Below are 15,635 nucleotides of genomic sequence, written 5' to 3'. Positions count from 1 at the left end.
TCGGACGCGACGGTGGGAAGGCGCTGGTCTTACTTGCTACCGCGGACGATGCGGCGGGCGATGATCGAAAGCAGCAGGATGGACATGGTGATGATCAGCGAGCCGGCCCAGGCGAGCTGCTGCCAGTTCTCATACGGCGCCGAGGCGAACATGTAGATCGTCACCGGCAGGTTGGAGACGCCGCCCATCAGATCGGCCGAGAACCAGAAATTGTTGTTTAGCGCGGTGAAGATCAGCGGCGCCGTCTCGCCGGCGATGCGGGCGAGCGCGAGCAGGATACCGGTGACCATGCCGGCCTTGGCGGCCTTCCAGGTGATCGAGGTGATGACCACCGACGGAGGCGCGCCGAGCGCCGAGCCGGCCTCGCGCAGCGGCCCCGGCACGAGGCGCAGCATGTCCTCGGTGGTGCGCACGATGACCGGGATCGCGATGATGCCGAGCGCGACGCCGCCGGCCCAGCCGGAATAGCCGCCCAGCGGCTCGACCAGGATGACGTAGACGAACAGGCCGATCAGGATCGACGGCGCCGAGAGCAGGATGTCGTTGATGAAGCGGATCAGGTCGGCGAGCTTCGAGCCCTTGCCGTACTCGGCGAGATAGGTCCCGGCGAGTACGCCGATCGGCGTCGCCACGACGATGCCGAGGAAGGTCAGGATGACCGAGCCGGCGATGGCGTTGGCGAGGCCACCACCCTCCGAGCCGGGGCCGGGCGTGATCTGCGTGAAGGTGGCGACGGACAAGCCGCCGATGCCCTTCACGATCAGCATCCCGAGAATCCAGAACAGCACGGAGATCGCGATGACGGTGAAACTGGCCGTGATGATCCGCATCGACTTGTCGGCGACGCGACGCGACTGGCGAACCCGGCCCCAGGTCGTCGGGGGGAGTTCACGGACGGTGGAGGGTGTCGTCAGGCTCATGATCTTCAACCCGCTCAGAAGGTCTTGACGCGTGCGACGAGGATGCGCGCGATGACGAGGACGACGAAGGTGACGAAGAAGAGGATGCAGCCGAGACCGATCAACGCATTCATCTGCAGGCCCAGCGCCTCGTTGAATTCATTGGCGATGCGCGAGGCGATGGTCGAGCCCGGATCCATGATCGACCCCGAGAGACGGTTGGCGTTGCCGACGACGAAGGTCACCGCCATGGTCTCGCCGAGCGCTCGGCCGAGCCCGAGCATGATCGCGCCGATGATCGAGACGCCGGCCTGCGGCACGAGCACATGGCGCACCACCTCCCAGGTCGTCGCCCCGATGCCATAGGCGCTCTCGCGCAGCACGGAGGGGATCTGGTCGAGCATGTCGCGCACGATCGAGGCGATGAAGGGAATGATCATGAAGGCCAGGATGATGCCCGCCGTCAGGATGCCCAGCCCCGAGGGCGAGCGCGAATATAGGATCGTGCCGACGATCGGCATCCCCTCGACGATGTTCGAGAGCGGCACCTGCACATAGGCCGCAAACAGCGGAACGAAGACGAACAGCCCCCACATGCCGTAGATGATCGAGGGCACGGCGGCGAGCAGTTCGATGGCGGTCGAGACCGGCTGCTTGAACCACAGCGGGGCGAGTTGCGTCAGATAGACCGCGATACCCAGCGACAGCGGCACGCCGATCAGCAGCGCGATGAATGCGGTCGTCAGGGTGCCGGCGATCGCCGGCCAGGCGCCATAGACATCGGCCTGCGTGTCCCATTGTGAGCCGGTGATGAAGCCGAGCCCGAAGGCCTTGAAGGCCGGCCAGCCGCCGATGACCATCGACAGCATGATGCCGGCGAGCAGGATCAGCACGAACAGCGCCGAGGCGAAGCTCGCATTGCGGAAGATGATGTCGAAGGTGCCCTTCGGCGTCTTGCGCTGGGGGCGCGCGGCCGGAATGCTCATTGGGTCGGTCACGGCGGTCATCCGTGGAACTCCGGTCGGAACGAAAATGGCGAAGCGGCTGAGGGGAGCGGGCCTCTCGGGCGGGCCCCCATCCCCAGCAGCCGCGGTCGCCGCTGCTGGGGATGGGGGCCGGGAGAGACGAGGCGAGGCGGGATGACCCGCCTCGCCCCCGCTTGGTTGTGGATCAGAAGATCGGCTTGCCGGCCGGGTCGGTGACGCCCTTCCAGGAGGCGCGGACCTGGTCCTTCACATTGGCCGGCAGCGGCACGTATTCGAGGTCGAGAGCGAGCTTGTCGCCGTTCTTGAAGGCCCAGTCGACGAACTTCAGCGCGGCGCCGACCTCTTCCGGCTTCTCCGGCTTGGCATGGACGAGCAGGAAGGTCGCGGCGGTGATCGGCCAGGCCTGGGCGCCCTTCTGGTTGTTGAGCGAGATGCCGAAGCCGGGAGCGGCGTTCCAGTCGGCATTGGCGGCCGCCGCCTGGAAGGACTTGTCGTCCGGATCCGGGAAGTTGCCGTCGGCGTTCTGGATCAGCGCGTAGCTCAGCTTGTTCTGCTTGGCATAGGCATACTCGACATAGCCAATCGAGTTGGCGACCTGCTTCACCGAAGCCGAGACGCCCTCATTGCCCTTGCCGCCGATGCCGACAGCCCACTGCACCGAGGTGTTGGTGCCGACCTTGGACTTCCAGTCGGCCGAGACCTTCGAGAGGTAATCGGTGAAGACGAAGGTCGTGCCCGATCCGTCCGAGCGGTAGACGGGGGTGATGTTGGCGTCGGGCAGCTTCAGGCCGGGGTTCAGGGCAACGATCTTGGGATCGTTCCACTTCTTGACGGTGCCCATGTAGATCTCGGCGATCAGCGGGCCGGTCAGCTTGAGCTGGCGGGCGTCGATGCCGGCGATGTTGATGGCGGGCACGACGCCGCCCATCACGGTCGGGAACTGGATGAGGCCGTCCTTGGCGAGGTCCTCGCCCTTGAGCGGGGCGTCGGTGGCGCCGAAGGCGACGGTCTTGGCCTTGATCTGGCGGATGCCGCCACCCGAGCCGATCGACTGGTAGTTGAGACCGATATTGGTCTCTTTCTTGTAGGCCTCGGCCCACTTCGAATAGATCGGGAAGGGGAAGGTCGCGCCGGCGCCGGTGATGTCGGCGGCCTGGGCCACACCGGACAGACCGATCGTCGCGGCCGCGAGAATGAGAAGTTTGCGCATGAGATGTCCTCTCTGGGTCGCAGGTTCAGCGAGCCGTTCAGAACACTGTCTGCATGACAGCTTCATGACATTTCGTCACGCGAGCTGTCATCAAGTCGTCACGCAGCGTTAAGCACTGCCCCTCAGGGCTTGCGCGGCGGCGCCCCGAAACGTGGCAGCACGGCCTTGAAGGTCGCCCCCTGGCCGAGCGCGCTCTCGATCGTCAGCCGCCCGCGATGGCGCAGCACGATGTGCTTGACGATGGCGAGCCCCAGCCCCGTGCCGCCGGCCTCTCGGCTGGCAGCCGTGTCGACCCGGTAGAAGCGCTCCGTCAGCCGCGGCAGATGCTCGGGCGCGATGCCGGGCCCGTCGTCGCGCACACCGACGCTGACCTCGAGCAGGCCGTCGACCACGTCGATCTCGACCTCTCCGCCGGTCTTGCCGTATTTGATCGCGTTTTCGACGAGGTTCTCCATCAGCCGCAGCAGTTCGTCGCGGTCGCCCGCGACCTTCACCGGCTCGGCCGGCGCCTTCAGCGTCAGCGTCACCTGCCGCTCGCGCGCCATCAGCGTCAGCGAATCGACGATCTCGCGCGAGATTCCGGTGAGATCGACCGGCGTCTCGGGCGCCAGATGCGCGCGCAGCTCGATGCGCGAGAGCGAGAGCAGATCGTCGACGAGCCGTGCCATGCGCAGCCCCTGCTCGCGCATGATCGCCAGGAACCGGTCGCGCGCGCCGGCGTCGTTGCGGGCCGGCCCCTGCAGCGTCTCGACGAAGCCGAGCAGCGAAGCGAGCGGGGTGCGCAACTCGTGGCTGGCATTGGCGACGAAATCGACCCGCATCCGCTCCGTGACGCGCTGCTCGCTCAGATCCTCGAAGGTCAGCAGCACCGGCCGCCGCCAGCCCGCCCCCGTCAGCGCCGCGATATGAATGCGGAAGGTGCGCTCGACCGGCACCCGCTCGATCAGTTCGATCACCTGGCGGCCGCCCTGCCGGGCGACGCCCTCGATTGCCTCGATCAGGTCCGGATCGCGCATCACCAGCGTCAGCGGCTGCCCCACCTCGAGCGCCGGGATCAGCGCACGCATTGCCGGGCTCAGCGTCTGGGCCACGCCCTGAGCGTCGATAAGAACGGCAGCCGAGCCCATCGCCTCGACCAGGGCAAGCGTCGCGGGGGCGCGGGGATCGACGGCATCGGGCATGGTAGACCTCGACGCGCGCGATGCCGATGGACGGGGGAGGCACCGCGCGGGCGCTTCTTCCTGATGGCAAGCCCAGCCGATGGCAAGCCCGGCGCCCGTCAATTCCCTTCGGCCTGCAGCCCCGTTAGGCTGGGGCGATTGCCAAGGAGGGGCCGATGGCCAAGAACCCGTCACCGCGCAAGCAGAAGAGCGCCATCCGCCTCGTCTCTGGAGGCGGCGGAGAACTCACCGAGGCGACGCCCGCGACCAGGCAGGGCCGCAGGGCCCTCGGCCCGAAGGGCTTCGACATCGAGGCGCAGACGCTGCCGGACGCCATCACCGACGCCGCCTTCCGCAGCGGCGAGTACCCTTACGGCAAGCGCATGAAGCGCAAGCGCTACGAGGCCGAGATCCAGCCGCTGCAGATCGAGCTGCAGAAGCTCGCGACCTGGGTGCGCGAGCGCCGCGAGCGCGTGGTCATCGTCTTCGAGGGACGCGACGGCGCCGGCAAGGGCGGCACGATCGGCCGCTTCACCCAGCATCTCAACCCGCGCCAGGCCCGCGTCGTCGCCCTGTCCAAACCCTCCGACAGCGAGGCGGGGCAATGGTATTTCCAGCGCTATGCCTCGCAGATGCCGACGGCCGGCGAGATCGTCTTCTTCGACCGCTCCTGGTACAATCGCGCCGGCGTCGAGCGCGTCATGGGCTTCTGCACGCCGGAGCAGACCGAGACGCTGCTGCATGAGGCCCCGGCCTTCGAGGGCATGCTGGTGCGCGACGGCGTCCGGCTGATCAAGCTCTTCATCACCATCGGGCCGGAGATGCAGATGCTGCGGCTGCATGCGCGCTGGCACGACCCGCTCAAGCGCTGGAAGCTCTCGCCGATCGATTTCGAGGCGATTCCGCGCTTCGCCGCCTATTCCGAGGCCTTCGACGCGATGCTCGAGCGCAGCTCGACCGACTGGGCGCCCTGGCACGTCATCCGCGGCAACGACAAGCTGCGCGCGCGGCTCAACGCCATCCGCCACGTCCTGCTCTCGATCCCCTATGACGGCCGCGACGAGACCGCGATCGGTGAACTCGACCGCAAGATCGTCGTCGAGGTGAAGGACTATCTCCACAAGGGCGGCGAGGTCTGAGCCGCCACCGACGCTCCGCAGCTCTGCCGTTTACCGTCGCCCCTCAGCATCAGGGCGATGCCCGGCCCTGCGCCTCTCTTTCGATGCCCCGCAAACCGGAAGCCCGACCATGACCAAGACCATCCTGATCTCCGGCGCCACCGCCGGCTTCGGCGCCGCCACCGCGCGCCGCTTCATCGCCGCCGGCTGGCGCGTCATCGGCACCGGGCGCCGGGCCGACCGGCTCGACGCCCTGAAGGCCGAGCTCGGCGAGCGCTTCCACGGCGCCACCTTCGACATCACCGACGAGGCGGCGATGGCCGCCGCACTCGCGGCACTGCCGGCCGACTTCGCGCAGATCGACGTGCTGCTGAACAATGCCGGGCTGGCACTCGGCACCAAGCCGGCGCCGCAGACCAAGCTCTCGGACTGGAAGACGATGATCGGCACCAACGTCACCGGACTGGTGACGCTGACCCATCACCTCCTGCCGGGGCTGATCGAGCGGCGCGGCGCCATCGTCAACATCGCCTCCGTCGCCTCGAACTGGCCCTATGCCGGCGGCAACGTCTATGGCGGCACCAAGGCCTTCGTCCGCCAGTTCTCGCTCGGCCTGCGCTCGGACCTGCAGGGTACCGGCGTGCGCGTGACCTCGATCGAGCCCGGCCTCTGCGAAAGCGAGTTCACGCTGGTCCGCAATGGCGGCGACAAGGCCGCCTATGACGCGCTCTATGGCGGCGCCGATCCGCTGCAGCCGCAGGACATCGCCGACACCGTGTTCTGGGTCGCGACGCTGCCCGCCCATGTCAACATCAACAGCCTCGAGATCATGCCGGTGAGCCAGTCCTTCGCCGGCTTCCAGATCCATCGGAAGAGCTGATCCCGGATGGGGCGCTGGGGTAGCAAAACCTCAGCGCCCCATCACCAGATTGGGCAGCCAGGTCGTCAGCGGCGGCCAGAGCGTGATCGCGACCAGCACCGCCAGCAGCGGCATCAGCCAGGGCACGATCGCCCGCGACATCGACTCGAAGCTGATCTTCGCGACCTTCGCCGTGACGAAGAGAACGACGCCGACCGGCGGCGTGATCGTCCCGATCATCAGGTTGAGGACGAAGATCAGCCCGAACTGGATCGGGTCGATCCCGAACTGCGCGGCCGCCGGCGTCAGAATCGGAATCAGGATCAGCATGGCGGCGAGCGCCTCCATGAAGCAGCCGACGAAGATCAGCAGCAGGTTGACGATCAGCAGGAAGACCAGCGGGTTGCCGGCGAGATCGACCAGCATCGGGCCGACCACCTGCGGGATGCGCGAGATCGACAGGCACCAGCCGAGCGCGGCGGCCGTCATCACCAGCGCCAGCACGACGCCGGTGGTCTCGACCGTCTGCACGACGAGTTCCGGCAGATCGTCGAGATCGAAGCTGCGATAGACGAAGAGCCCGAGCACGAGCGCATAGGCCGTCGCCACCGCTGCGGCCTCGGTCGGCGTGAAGATGCCGGCCATCATCCCGCCGAACAGGATCACCGGCGTCATCAGCGCCCAATGCGCCTCCTTGTAGGCGACCCAGAGCTGGGCCGCGCCGGGGAAGGGATGGCGCGGCAAACCGCGCTTCCTCGCGACATGCACCACCATCGCCATCAGCCCGCCGGCCATCAGCAGCCCGGGGATGATTCCGGCGAGGAACAGCCCGCCGATCGAGACATCCGCCGAGACGCCGTAGATCACCATCGGCAGCGAGGGCGGGATGATCGGGCCGATCGTCGCCGACGCCGCCGTGATCGCGGCCGCCGTCTCGGCATCATAGCCCTCATCCTTCATCGCCTTGATCTCGAGCGTGCCGACGCCGCCGGCATCGGCGACCGCCGAACCCGACATGCCCGCGAAGATCACGCTGGCGAGGATGTTGGCGTGGCACAGCCCGCCGCGCAGCCAGCCGACGCAGGCCGTGGCGAAGGCGAAGATCCGGTCGGTGATGCCGGCCGAGTTCATGATGTTGCCCATCAGGATGAACAAAGGCGCGGCCAGCAGCGGGAAGGAATTGGCCGATTGCGCGATCTTCTGCGGCACGATGCCGAGCGGGAAGCCGCCGAGAAACGCGAACGCGATCGCCGCCAGCCCCATCGAGACGAAGAGCGGCACGCCGATCAAAAGCGCGGCGAACCAGACGGGCAGGATCTGCAGCATCAGGGTGGTCACAGCCGCGGGCTCCCCAGCTCGGCCGCAACCGGGCGGCGCCCCGCCACGACATCGGCGATCTCGGCCAGCGCCTGCAGGATCAGCGCGAGCCCCGCCAGCGGCATGACGATGTAGAGAGCCGCGCCCGAGATCGGCAGCGCGATCGACTCGACGTCCCAGTTGCGCTCGATCAGCGCGAAGGAATAGCGGATCAGCACCGCCGCGAAGACGATGATCGCCAGTTGCGTGACGACCTCCAGCACCCGGCCGGCGCCCGCGGGCAGCTTGTCGGCGAAGACGGTGATGCGGATATGCGAGCGCCGCCGCGCCGCGATGATCCAGCCGACGAAGCCGGTCCAGACCAGTAGGTACTGCGCGAGTTCGTCCGTCCACGCCAGCGGCGCGTTGAGCTGCCGCGACAGCACGCCGAGCAGCACCGCAACCAGCAGCGACAGGAGCAGCGCCACGGCGGCCCCGCGCACGATGCGGTCGGAGAGGTGGAGGAGGGGTTTCAAAGCATCGGCCTCAAAGACGATGACGTCAAAAACACGCGGGTCATCCCGGGCGTAGCGAAGCGGAGACCCGGGATCCATGCCGGAACGGTTCAGGCATGGATCCCGGATCAGCGCCGCTACGCGGCTTGTCCGGGATGAACCGGAGGTGGTGGAACGGCCTCAGCTCACAGCGCCGCCAGCGCGTCCCAGGTGCCCTTGCCCCATTTGCTCTCGAACTGCTTGGGCAGGCTCGCCAGAACCGGCTTGGAGAAGCTTTCGAGATCCGGCTCGGTCACGCTCATGCCGGCGGCCTTGAGGGTGGCGACGAGGCTGCCCTCCTGGCTGGACAGTTCCGCGTCCTGCCAGGCGACGCCCTCGGCGATGGCGGCCTCCAGCAGGCTGCGGTCGGCATCCTTCAGCCCCTTCCAGAAATCGCCGTTCACGATGACCAGCCGCGGCGTGATGATGTGCCCGGTCAGGATGAGATGCTTCTGCACCTCCTGCAGCTTGGCGCTGTGGATCGTCGGCAGCGGGTTTTCCTGGCCGTCGACCGCGCCCTGGCTCAGCGCCAGGTAGAGCTCGTTGAAGTTCACCGGCGTCGCCTTGGCGCCCCAGGCCTCGACCATGGCACGGAAGGTATCGACCGGCGGCACCCGCAGCTTCAGGCCCACGACGTCGGCAGCACTCTTGACCGGCTTGGAGCCCGTGGTCAGGTGGCGCTTGCCGTAATAGGTCACGGCCGCCATGCGCATGCCGCGCTTCTTCTCCAGCTCCGCATTCATCTGGGTGAACACAGGCGCCTTGGCGACCTTGGCCATATGGGCGGCGTCGCGCCAGAGATAGGGCGCCTCGACCACCGAGAGCTGCGGCAGGAAGGAGCCGAGCGCGGCCGCCCCGTCCGTCGTCATGGTCAGCGCGCCCGAGGCGACCGATTCCATCATGTCCTTGCCGGAGCCGAGCTGGCCGGCCGGAAAGGCTTGGATGTCGATACGCCCACCGCTCTTTTCCTTCACCTGCTTGGCGATGCGCTCGACCATCTGCACCTGCGGATGGGTCGTGGGCAGCATCTCGCCCCAGCGCAGCACGGTCGCCTGCGCGCGCAGGACGCTCGGCATGGCGATGGCCCCGCCCGCAAGGGCGGCGGAGCCGGCGAGAAAGTCGCGTTTGGTGATCGTGGTCATGGTGGTCTCCTCCCAATGCGGCCGGTGTTCCGGCTCGATGTCATGTCCCGGCCCTCTAAAAACCGGCTGTTCGTGAAATCCACGACGCCGTCATCCTGGGCGGCCGCAGGCCGACTGGGATCCATCGTAAAGCGCACGGCCCTATGATGGATCCCGGAACGGCGCTGCTTCGCAGCTTGTCCAGGATGACGGGGCAGTTCTGCCGCGAATGTCCTCCGTCAGTAGCTCATCGCCCGCGTGCGGGCGTTGCCGATATGGATGCTCATCTCCTCCGCGGCGCGGACCGGGTCGCGCGCCTCGATGGCCGTGATGATCTTGAGGTGGTCGCGCATGACCGGCACCAGGATGTGGTTCTGGATGCGCGTCTCGTACTGCCGGATCAGCCTGATCTTCAGCCAGGTGACGCGGAAGGCCTTGGAGACGATGTCGTTGTCGAGATGGTCGATGATCGCCTCGTGCATCAGCCGGTCGACATCCTCCGCATCCTCGATCAGCTGCGGGTCGCCGCCGGCCTCGGCCCGGGCGATGATCGCCTCGTGCCGGGCGCGCTGCTCCGCGATTTCCTCGTCGGTGGCATTGACGGCATAGAGCGCGGTCGCCTCCTTCTCGAGGAAGAGCCGGAACTGGAAGGCGTTGCGGATCAGGTTGAGATCGACATGGGCGACCTGCATGCCGCGCTGCGGCACGGTCTTGATCAGCCCTTCCGCCTCCAGTCGCGGGATCAGCTCGCGGATGGCGCCGAGCGGCATGCCGGTCATCGCCACCAGTTCGCGCTGGGTCACGAACTGCCCGGGCTTGATCTCGCGGGCCAGCAGCCGCTCCGTGAAGGAGGCATAGGCGCGCTCCCTCAGCTTCAGCGGCTCGCCTTCGCGTGAATCCGGCTCGGACTGGTTCATCGCGTTGCCTCTCTCGCCCGACCGTCATTGCGAGGAGCGCAAGCGACGAAGCAATCCAGGGGCCGCCGAGCGAACCCGCCTGGATTGCTTTGCTGCGCTCGCAATGACGTCGTGAGCCCCACAAATCTCTCCTTCAGGCCGCCTGGGCCTGCGTGATCCGGTCATAGGCGGCAAAGAGCCGCTGGCGCCTCGCTTCGTCCAGCGCCTCCAGCGGCGGGCGCATCGCGCCATAGCCGGCATCGCCGTGCAAATGGCCGACCAGCGCCTTCACCGAAGCCAGCACCGGATGCGAGCAGATCTCGTCGACCAGCGTGTTCACGACGGGAGAGTCCTTGCCCTCGTAGACGATCGGTCGCAGCAGATGCGGAACGAGATTGGCGACGCCGCAGATCGAGCCCTGCGCGCCGTTGCGCACCGCCTTGGCCAGCAGGCGCTCGTCGCCGACGAGGATGGCGAGTTCGCCATGCGCCTTGAGATAGGCCTCGGTGTTGGCGTAGTCGCCCGAGGAATCCTTCACACCGGTGACCACGCCGGGAAAAGCCCTCTTCAGCCGGTCGATCAGCCCGACGCTCAAGCCCACCGCCGTGACGGAGGGGATGTGGTAGAGGATGACGTTGCGCACGCAGGGGCCCAGCGTCTCGAAAAGCTGCGAGAACCAGCGATAGAGGCCCTCGTCGCTGACGCCCTTGAAGTAGAAGGGCGGCGCAACCAGAAGCCCCTTGGCCCCAGCGTCGAGCGCGAGACGACCCTGCTGGACGGCCTCTTCGAGCGAAGCCGCGGCGACGCCGGCATAGATTTGGGCTGCCGGATCGATCCCCGCTCCCGTCAGCGCGCCCATCATCGCCGCCCGCTCCGGCAGGCCGAGGGCCGCGCCCTCGCCGGTGGTGCCGAACAATGTGACGCTGTCGCAGCCCTGGGCGAGGACATGGCGGGCATGGCTGACCAGCCGCGGCAGGTCGACGCTGCCGCCCTCCCGCATCGGCGTGGTGATGGCGCAGGAGAGGCCGAAGCGGTTGGGATCGATGGACATGGAGTCGGATCTTTCGGAGTGAGATATCGACTGACATGTTAGTGTGATGATAAAGAAGAGGCAAGCAGGATGTCCCGGTCGCTCTTCCGGCCGAAGCCGGCGGGCCCGACCTGCGCCACGAGAACGGAAACGCCCGATGCCGCCCGCCTCCGCCCTTGCGCCGCGCCCGCTCGGCCGCAGCCGCCTGCCCGTCTCGACGCTCGGATTCGGCGGCGCGCCGCTGGGCGATCTCTATGCCCATCTCGACGAGGCGACAGCTGTCGCCACCGTCGAGGCCGCGATCACGGGCGGCGTCACCCTGTTCGACACCTCCCCGCTCTATGGCCACGGCCTGTCCGAGCATCGCATCGGCGCGGCGCTGCGGCGGGTGCCACGCGACGGGCTGATCCTTTCCACCAAAATCGGGCGCGTCGCGGAGCCCTTCGCCGGGCGCGGCGACGGCTCGGGCTATCGCGGCGGCCTGCCGCATGGGATGCGGTTCGACTATTCCCATGACGGCGCGATGCGCTCGCTCGAACAATCGGCGCTGCGGCTCGGCGTCGACCATCTCGACATCGTCCTGATCCACGATGTCGATGTCTGGACGCATGGCGCGGCGATGATCGAGCAGCGTTTCGGCGAGGCGATGGACGGCGCCTATCGCGCGCTGGAGACCCTGCGTGCCGCCGGCGCCGTCAGGGCGATCGGCGTTGGCGCCAACGAGGCGGAGATGTGCGAGCGCTTCGCCCGCGCCGGCGACTTCGACACCATGCTGCTCGCCGGGCGCTACTCGCTGCTGGAGCAGCCGGCGCTCGCCTCCTTCATGCCGCTCGCGCTGGAGAAGGGCATCGGCCTGATGCTCGGCGGCGTCTTCAACTCCGGCATCCTCGCCACCGGCCCCGTCCCCGGCGCACGCTACAACTACAACCCCGCCCCGCCCGAAATCCTTGCCCGCGTCGCCGCGATCGAGGCCGTCTGCACCCGCCATGGCGTGCCCTTGCGCCGCGCCGCGCTGCAGTTCCCGCTCGGCCACAAGGCGGTGGCGAGCCTCGTCATGGGGGCCGTCTCGCCCGCCGAGGTCGCCGACCAGATCACCGAACTCGCCCAGCCCGTCCCGGCCGCGCTCTGGGCGGAGCTGAAGGCGGAAGGCCTGCTCGCAGCCGATGTCCCGGTGCCGGCAGATCTTCCGGCTACATCATGACCGCTCTGCGCATCGACGCCCACCAGCATTTCTGGCAGCTCGCGCGCGGCGATTACGGCTGGCTGACGCCCGCGCTCGGGCCGATCCACCGCGACTTCACGCCCGACGACCTCGCGCCCCTGCTCGCCCGCCACGGCATCGACCGCACCATCCTGGTCCAGGCCGCGCCGACCGAGGCCGAGACGCGCTTCCTGCTCGACACCGCCGCGCGCACGGCCTTCGTTGCCGGCGTCGTCGGCTGGGCGGATCTGGAGGCGCCCGACGCGGCCGCCCGCATCGCCGCGCTGGCCGCCGACCCGCTGCTGGTCGGCCTGCGCCCCATGGTGCAGGACATTCCCGACCTCGCCTTTCTGGCGCGTCCCTCGCTCGGGCCCGCTCTGGCGGCGATGGTCGCCCACGGCCTCGTCTTCGATGCGCTGATCAGGACGGAGCATATCCCCGCCATGCTCGCCTTGCTCTCCCGCGAGCCGCGGCTGACCGTCGTCATCGACCACGCCGCCAAGCCCGATCTGATCGCCGGCGATCTCGCCACCTGGCGCGAGGGGATCACCGCACTCGCAACCCATCCCGGGACCTTCTGCAAGCTCTCCGGCCTCGTCACCGAAGCCGGTCCGGACTGGAGCCTCGAGACGCTGCAGCCGGTCGTCGACCATCTGCTGTTGACCTTCGGCCCGGACCGCCTGATCTTCGGCAGCGACTGGCCGGTGGTGACGCTGCGCGCGCCTTACGAACGCTGGTTCGACGCCGCGCAGACGCTGCTCGACGGCTGCAGCGCGGCGCAGCGAACCGCGATCTTCGGCGGCACGGCGCAGCGTGTCTATCTCGCCCGGCGGGGGCGTCTGTGACCCGCCTTACGCCTGTGAGGACGACCCCGCCATGCTGAAAAACCTCGACCCCGTCCTCTCCGCCGATCTGCTCTGGATCCTCGCCGCCATGGGCCATGGCGACGATCTCGCGCTGGTCGACGCCAACCACCCCGCCGAGACGATCGCCCGGGCCACCACCAGCGGCCGGCTCGTCCGCCTGCCCGGCCTCACCATGGAGCGGGCGGCCCGCGCCATCCTCTCCGTGCTGCCGATCGACGATTTCGAGCCCGACGCCGTGCGCCGCATGCAGGTCGTCGGCGAGGCCAAGACGGTTCCCGCCGTGCAGGCCGCCGTGCAGCGCGAGATCGAGGCGGTGCTGGGCGAGCCCCACCCGCTCGCCGGCATGGAGCGCTTCGCCTTCTACGAGACCGCGCGGCACGCCTTCGCCGTGGTCCAGGTCGGCGACCCCCGCCCCTATGGCTGCTTCCTGCTGCGCAAGGGCGTCATCGCCGGCGAGCCGGGGTGAGGTCAGGGGCCTCCAGCCCTTCCACCGTCATCCTGGGCGACCGCAGGTCGACCGGGATCCATCATCGGGCGGGGCGGAGCCCGATGATGGATCCCGGCCTGCGCCGCTGACGCGGCTGGTCCAGGATGACGGCGAGTTTCAGCCGAGAGCCCTCAATCCTCCCCCTTCGCCACCGCCTGGCGCAGACGCGCCAGCGCCTCGCTGGCGCCGGCGGCGAGCGTCGTGTCCTTCGACTCGGCGTCCTTCGTCAGCAGTTCGGTCAGCGCCGCGACCGTGATCTCCTCGCGCGCCGCGGTCAGCTTCAGCACCGCATTGGCGAGGATGTTCGGCCAGAAGGCGGCGGCGCCCTTGGCCAGCCCCTTGGCCTTGCGCCCCTCGAATTCGCGGGCGAGCTGTTCGGGCGTCTTCTTGGCCATGATCCGTTTCCCTTGCACTCGCGCCGCCCTAGCACGATCGCCGCGGCGATGCTGCCCCGAAGGCGCGGGAACCACGACGCAAACCCCTCCCCCTTGTGGGGAGGGGAAGGGGTGGGGGTGGTGCCGCTGGGTGAGCGTTTGCCGGAATGGCATGGATGGCCCACCCGACCTGCCCACGATGCGCGCTGCTTTACGCCCCCCACCCCTGCCCCTCCCCACAAGGGGAGGGGTTCCCCGCGCCTCACGCGTCAGGCTCGGGCTGGCCCCGAGCACCTCGGGACGAGGAAGCACCGGAACCGCGGTTCGCCTGCAATCTCCGCAACGTCCTGCGCAGGCGGGCGACGTCGGCACGGCCTTGTCAAACATCCCAAAACCGGGCAGAAGTCGCCCGAATCCAGCGCTCATCTGGGGAATGCTGGTTGAAGGTCATCAGAAATGGAAAAACTACTGTCCTGGGTCGGCTCTCTGCTCTACGGCATGAGATTCACCATGATGTTTTTCTACGTTGGCCTGGTGGCGATCATTCTCGGCATCCTCGGCAAGTTCCTCGTCGAAGCCTACAAGCTGATGACCACCTTGATGTTCGGCGACCTCAGCAAGATCGACCTGATCATCAAGGTGCTCGAACTGGTCGACATGACGATGGTGGCGCAGCTGGTCTGGGTCGTGGCGCTGGCGGGTGTCTCGCTCTTCGTGACCACGGGACATTTTGACGACGAGGTCGCGAAAAAGCCGGACTGGCTGGACCACGTCAACACCTACAACCTCAAGCTGAAGCTCGCCTTCGCCATCATCTCCATTTCAGGCGTTCATGCGCTGAAGACGTATCTGGGCAGCGGCCTGAGCTTCGAAAACATCCAGATCGTCGCGGTGGTGGCCGTGATCCACTTCACCTTCGTCCTGTCCGCCATCGGCATCTCCTTCGCCGAGCGGTTGACGCGGGAACACGCGTAAAGCGCCCCGCGCCGCAACCGCGGCGCTTCTTCCCTTCTCCCCTCGCGGGAGAGGCTCCGGAAGCGCAACGCGATACCCCTCCCCCTTGTGGGGAGGGGCAGGGGTGGGGGTGGTGCCGCCGGGTGAGCGGTGGCCGGACTGGCATCGACGGTCCACCCGACTTCCCAACGCCGCGCGCTGCTTTCCGACCCCCACCCCTGCCCCTCCCCACAAGGGGGAGGGGTTCGCGCCTGCCCTCGAAACCACACAGCCGAAATCCCCGCCCGCCTTCCGGCGTCGGTCGATGACGAGGGGCAGCGGAGCGCCGCGAGGCGCGTAGCCTGAAACCCGCATCCGTTGAGCCAGGATGCGGCGCGGATGGATTGAGCCACCATCCGCACGCCCCGTGGCGCTCCGCTTGTCGGCGTTTTCTGTCTCCGGGCCGCGCTTATCGGGTCGAAGGCCAGCCTTCGCCGCGAGCCCTGGACGCCAGTTCCCCTCATCGGGTTGTCGCACCGTCAGGCATGGGACGAAGGCGTGAGCCATAAGACCTTTCCAGCGAACTCCTCGCACAGGGGCCGTAGTACCCCCAGGGCGGTGCCCCGAAGCCTCCCGAGTGCGGGG

The 15,635-nt window shown here is 68.0% G+C and carries 16 protein-coding genes; 6 read left to right on the top strand and 10 right to left on the bottom strand.

Translation table 11 applies throughout. The features are described 5' to 3' along the window. Positions 1-29: 29 nt before the first annotated feature. From pstA to SJY11_RS07135, 4 genes are all read right to left on the bottom strand, one after another. Positions 30-920, bottom strand: a complete 891-nt coding sequence (pstA, locus tag SJY11_RS07150; protein WP_376985923.1) for a phosphate ABC transporter permease PstA — start codon at positions 918-920, stop codon at positions 30-32. Between the two features lie 14 nt (positions 921-934). Then, positions 935-1,906, bottom strand: a complete 972-nt coding sequence (pstC, locus tag SJY11_RS07145) for a phosphate ABC transporter permease subunit PstC (protein ID WP_376985922.1) — start codon at positions 1,904-1,906, stop codon at positions 935-937. Positions 1,907-2,069: 163 nt separating this feature from the next. Further along, entirely contained in the window at positions 2,070-3,095 is a 1,026-nt protein-coding gene (gene pstS, locus SJY11_RS07140; protein ID WP_376985921.1) for a phosphate ABC transporter substrate-binding protein PstS, read from the bottom strand. 122 nt (positions 3,096-3,217) lie between these two features. After that, the gene (locus tag SJY11_RS07135; RefSeq protein ID WP_376985920.1) at positions 3,218-4,276 is read right to left on the bottom strand and encodes an ATP-binding protein; all 1,059 of its coding nucleotides are present in this window, start codon (positions 4,274-4,276) and stop codon (positions 3,218-3,220) included. A gap of 155 nt (positions 4,277-4,431) precedes the next feature. Between SJY11_RS07135 and ppk2 the strand changes: the two genes are divergently transcribed. Both ppk2 and SJY11_RS07125 read left to right on the top strand, forming a co-directional pair. Continuing rightward, the gene (ppk2, locus tag SJY11_RS07130; RefSeq protein WP_376985919.1) at positions 4,432-5,394 is read left to right on the top strand and encodes a polyphosphate kinase 2; all 963 of its coding nucleotides are present in this window, start codon (positions 4,432-4,434) and stop codon (positions 5,392-5,394) included. A 109-nt stretch (positions 5,395-5,503) separates the two neighbouring features. Next, on the top strand, positions 5,504-6,253 hold the full coding sequence (locus tag SJY11_RS07125; protein ID WP_376985918.1) for an SDR family NAD(P)-dependent oxidoreductase: 750 nt from the start codon (positions 5,504-5,506) through the stop codon (positions 6,251-6,253). 30 nt (positions 6,254-6,283) lie between these two features. On the opposite strand, the gene SJY11_RS07120 is transcribed toward SJY11_RS07125, so the two are convergent. From SJY11_RS07120 to SJY11_RS07100, 5 genes are all read right to left on the bottom strand, one after another. Continuing rightward, a complete protein-coding gene (locus tag SJY11_RS07120) occupies positions 6,284-7,570 on the bottom strand; it encodes a TRAP transporter large permease (protein WP_376985917.1) in 1,287 nt (428 codons plus the stop codon). Continuing rightward, the gene (locus tag SJY11_RS07115) at positions 7,567-8,064 is read right to left on the bottom strand and encodes a TRAP transporter small permease (RefSeq protein WP_376985916.1); all 498 of its coding nucleotides are present in this window, start codon (positions 8,062-8,064) and stop codon (positions 7,567-7,569) included. Before SJY11_RS07115 ends, SJY11_RS07120 begins: the two co-directional genes overlap by 4 nt. Positions 8,065-8,228: 164 nt before the next feature. Further along, the gene (locus SJY11_RS07110; RefSeq protein ID WP_376985915.1) at positions 8,229-9,224 is read right to left on the bottom strand and encodes a sialic acid TRAP transporter substrate-binding protein SiaP; all 996 of its coding nucleotides are present in this window, start codon (positions 9,222-9,224) and stop codon (positions 8,229-8,231) included. Positions 9,225-9,442: 218 nt separating this feature from the next. After that, entirely contained in the window at positions 9,443-10,120 is a 678-nt protein-coding gene (locus SJY11_RS07105; RefSeq protein ID WP_376985914.1) for a GntR family transcriptional regulator, read from the bottom strand. Between the two features lie 133 nt (positions 10,121-10,253). Next, entirely contained in the window at positions 10,254-11,150 is an 897-nt protein-coding gene (locus tag SJY11_RS07100; RefSeq protein ID WP_376985913.1) for a dihydrodipicolinate synthase family protein, read from the bottom strand. A gap of 136 nt (positions 11,151-11,286) precedes the next feature. On the opposite strand from SJY11_RS07100, the gene SJY11_RS07095 reads away from it, so the two are divergent. From SJY11_RS07095 to SJY11_RS07085, 3 genes are read left to right on the top strand one after another with little or no spacing between them, the layout of a single operon-like run. Beyond that, complete coding sequence (locus SJY11_RS07095) at positions 11,287-12,330, top strand: aldo/keto reductase (protein ID WP_376985912.1); 1,044 nt, start codon at positions 11,287-11,289, stop codon at positions 12,328-12,330. Beyond that, positions 12,327-13,175 carry an amidohydrolase family protein gene (locus SJY11_RS07090; RefSeq protein WP_376985911.1) on the top strand — a complete coding sequence of 283 codons (849 nt, stop codon included), beginning with the start codon at positions 12,327-12,329 and terminating at the stop codon, positions 13,173-13,175. The genes SJY11_RS07095 and SJY11_RS07090 overlap by 4 nt, the downstream gene beginning before the upstream one ends. Positions 13,176-13,206: 31 nt before the next feature. Then, positions 13,207-13,662 (top strand): RbsD/FucU family protein, encoded by a 456-nt coding sequence (locus tag SJY11_RS07085; RefSeq protein WP_376985910.1) that lies wholly within the window; start codon positions 13,207-13,209, stop codon positions 13,660-13,662. A 152-nt stretch (positions 13,663-13,814) separates the two neighbouring features. On the opposite strand, the gene SJY11_RS07080 is transcribed toward SJY11_RS07085, so the two are convergent. Next, the gene (locus tag SJY11_RS07080; RefSeq protein WP_376985909.1) at positions 13,815-14,078 is read right to left on the bottom strand and encodes a hypothetical protein; all 264 of its coding nucleotides are present in this window, start codon (positions 14,076-14,078) and stop codon (positions 13,815-13,817) included. A 435-nt stretch (positions 14,079-14,513) separates the two neighbouring features. Here SJY11_RS07080 and SJY11_RS07075 point away from each other — a divergent pair, with 435 nt between their 5' ends. Continuing rightward, positions 14,514-15,032 carry a YqhA family protein gene (locus tag SJY11_RS07075; protein WP_291828351.1) on the top strand — a complete coding sequence of 173 codons (519 nt, stop codon included), beginning with the start codon at positions 14,514-14,516 and terminating at the stop codon, positions 15,030-15,032. The last annotated feature ends 603 nt before the right edge of the window (positions 15,033-15,635 follow it).

Origin of the sequence: Allobosea sp. R86505, assembly GCF_042466375.1 — a bacterium.
In the GTDB taxonomy this organism is placed as follows: Bacteria; Pseudomonadota; Alphaproteobacteria; order Rhizobiales; family Beijerinckiaceae; genus Allobosea.
Note: the sequence above shows the minus strand (reverse complement) of the source record. Positions and strands in the feature narration are given on the sequence as shown.